This window comes from Mesorhizobium sp. M2A.F.Ca.ET.039.01.1.1 (assembly GCF_003998035.1).
Classification (GTDB): domain Bacteria; phylum Pseudomonadota; class Alphaproteobacteria; order Rhizobiales; family Rhizobiaceae; genus Mesorhizobium.
In genome coordinates this window covers 1-2,570 of sequence record NZ_RZRY01000806.1, presented here as the reverse complement: position 1 = coordinate 2,570, position 2,570 = coordinate 1, and the positions used below count along the sequence as shown (strand labels likewise).

Annotated in this window: 1 protein-coding gene; it reads right to left on the bottom strand. The window is 65.4% G+C overall.

Going from position 1 to position 2,570, the window contains the following annotated elements; translation table 11 throughout:
- On the bottom strand, nt 1-2,496 hold a 2,496-nt coding region (locus EOA24_RS33975), incomplete at its 3' end, for a ribonuclease E/G (protein ID WP_133374756.1).
- Nucleotides 2,497-2,570: the final 74 nt, after the last annotated feature.

Sequence of the window (2,570 nt, the reverse complement as noted above, 5' to 3'; positions counted from 1 at the left end):
GCCGCGCTTGCCGCCCCGGCGCTTCTTGCCGGAAGCATCATCGGTAGCGGTTGCCTCGGCTTCGCCGCCATCGGTCGCCTCCTGGGCTGCTTCTTCCGGCGCATCCGCGGCATCGTCGCTGGTTTCGCCAGCTTCCGCCGGCGCCGCCGCGACATCCCCATTGTGCTCGCGGTCGCGGTCCCTGCCGCCACGCCGCCGCCGGCGCTTGCGACGCTTGCGGTCGCGGCCTTCGCCGTCCTCGGACCGCTGCTGGTGCTGGCCCTGCTGCTGCGGCTGGCGCGGCTGTTCGGCCTGCACCGCGGCCTCTTCTTCCTCCTCGATGATGATCTCGTCCTCGGGCTCGTCCGGCTCGACATAGGCCGGCAGGCTGCGCACCTCGACAAAACCTTCCGGCTTCTCGGCTATGGCGCCGCGGAAGATCGCGTAATGCTGGGTGCCGAGAGTCTCGTCAGCCTCGATCGTGATCGTCAGGCCGAAACGGGCTTCGAGCTCCACAAGGTTGGCGCGCTTGTGGTTCAGCACGTAAAGCGCCGTCGCGGCCGGCGTGCGCACGATGATGTGGCTGCGCGAATCCTTGAGCAGGAATTCCTCGATCGCCCGCACCACCATCAGCGCCACGGAGGAATCGGAACGCACATGGCCGGTGCCGCCGCAATGCGGGCAGGGCTTCATGGTCGATTCCAGCACGCTGGCGCGGATGCGCTGACGCGACATTTCCATCAGGCCGAAATGCGAGATGCGGCCGACCTGGATGCGGGCGCGGTCGTTCTTGAGGTGATCCTTCAGCCGCTTCTCGACAGCGCGGTTGTTGCGGTTCTCCTCCATGTCGATGAAGTCGATGACGATGAGGCCGGCAAGGTCGCGCAGTCTGAGCTGCCGCGCGACTTCCTCGGCCGCCTCTAGATTGGTGTGGAGCGCGGTCTCCTCGATCGAATGCTCCTTGGTGGAGCGGCCGGAGTTGACGTCGATCGAGACCAGCGCCTCGGTCTGGTTGATGATGATGTAGCCGCCGCTTTTCAGCGTCACCTGTGGCTGCAGCATGCGGTCGAGCTGCGCCTCGATGCCGTTGCGCACGAAGATCGGCGTCGTGTCGCGATAGGGCTGAACCACCTTGGCGTGGCTCGGCATCAGCATGCGCATGAAGTCCTTGGCCTCGCGATAACCGTCCTCGCCGGAAACCAGGATCTCGTCGATATCCTTGTTGTAGAGGTCGCGCACCGAGCGCTTGATCAGGCTGCCTTCCTCGTAGACCAGGGCAGGGGCCGTGGATTGCAGGGTGAGGCTGCGGACGTTCTCCCACAGCCGCATCAGATACTCGTAGTCGCGCTTGATCTCGGCCTTGGTGCGGCTTTCGCCGGCGGTGCGCAGGATGACACCCATGCCCTGCGGCACGTCGAGGTCGGTCACGACCTCCTTCAGCCGCTTGCGGTCCTGGGCGTTGGTGATCTTGCGCGAGATGCCGCCGCCGCGCGCTGTGTTCGGCATCAGCACCGAATAGCGGCCGGCAAGCGAAAGATAGGTGGTGAGCGCGGCGCCCTTGTTGCCGCGCTCTTCCTTGACCACCTGCACCAGAAGGATCTGGCGGCGCTTGATGACTTCCTGAATCTTGTACTGGCGGCGGACCGGCTTGCGGCGGCTGCGGATTTCCTCGAGCGCGTCCTCGGCGCCGACCGATTCGACCTCGTGCTCGTCCGAATGCGAGGCCGAGACGTCCTCCAGCATGCCGCGATCATTGTCGCTGGCGGCTTCGCCGCTCTGCTCGGGCTGATCCGCCTGTGGCACCGCCTCGGAAATCACGTCGGCTTCGACGCTCGCTGCAATCGAGGTGGGGCCACCTTCGGACGGCTTGCCGTCCTCGTTGTCCGCTGCTTCGCCGCCGCCGGTCTCGGCGGCGGACTCTTCAGCCGTTTCCTGGTCGGTTTCGACTTCGACGGCTTCGGCGACGATGGATGCATCCGATACGTCCGATGCGTCTTCTGGCGAGGCATCGGCGGTCACGCCGCCGGCTTCCTCGCTCCCGGCAGCCTCTGCCGCGGGCTCTTCGAGGGCTGCGGGCTCAGCCGGGCTTTCCTCGTTTTCCGAGGAAGCGTGTCTGTGCTCGCCGCGGTCACGGTTCTTGCCGCCGCGCCTGCGGTTGCGCCGGCCGCCGCGATCGCGCGCCTGCTGCTCTTCGCCGTTCTCCGCTTCCTCGTCGTCTTCGTCCTCGGCCTCCTGCGCTTCGGCGCGCAGCAGAGCCTGACGGTCGGCGACCGGGATCTGATAATAGTCGGGATGGATTTCACTGAAGGCGAGAAAACCGTGACGGTTGCCGCCATACTCGACAAAGGCTGCCTGGAGGGAAGGTTCGACGCGGGTTACGCGGGCGAGGTAGATGTTTCCTTTGAGCTGCTTCTTGTCCTGGGATTCAAAGTCGAATTCTTCGATGCGGTTACCGCGAACGACGACAACGCGTGTTTCCTCCGGGTGGGAGGCGTCTATCAGCATCTTGTTGGGCATTATCTTGTTTCCTGCCGGCAGCCGACGGCCGCAGCTGGCGTGGCAATGTCCGCCGCTGTGCGCCTGTATCTGTG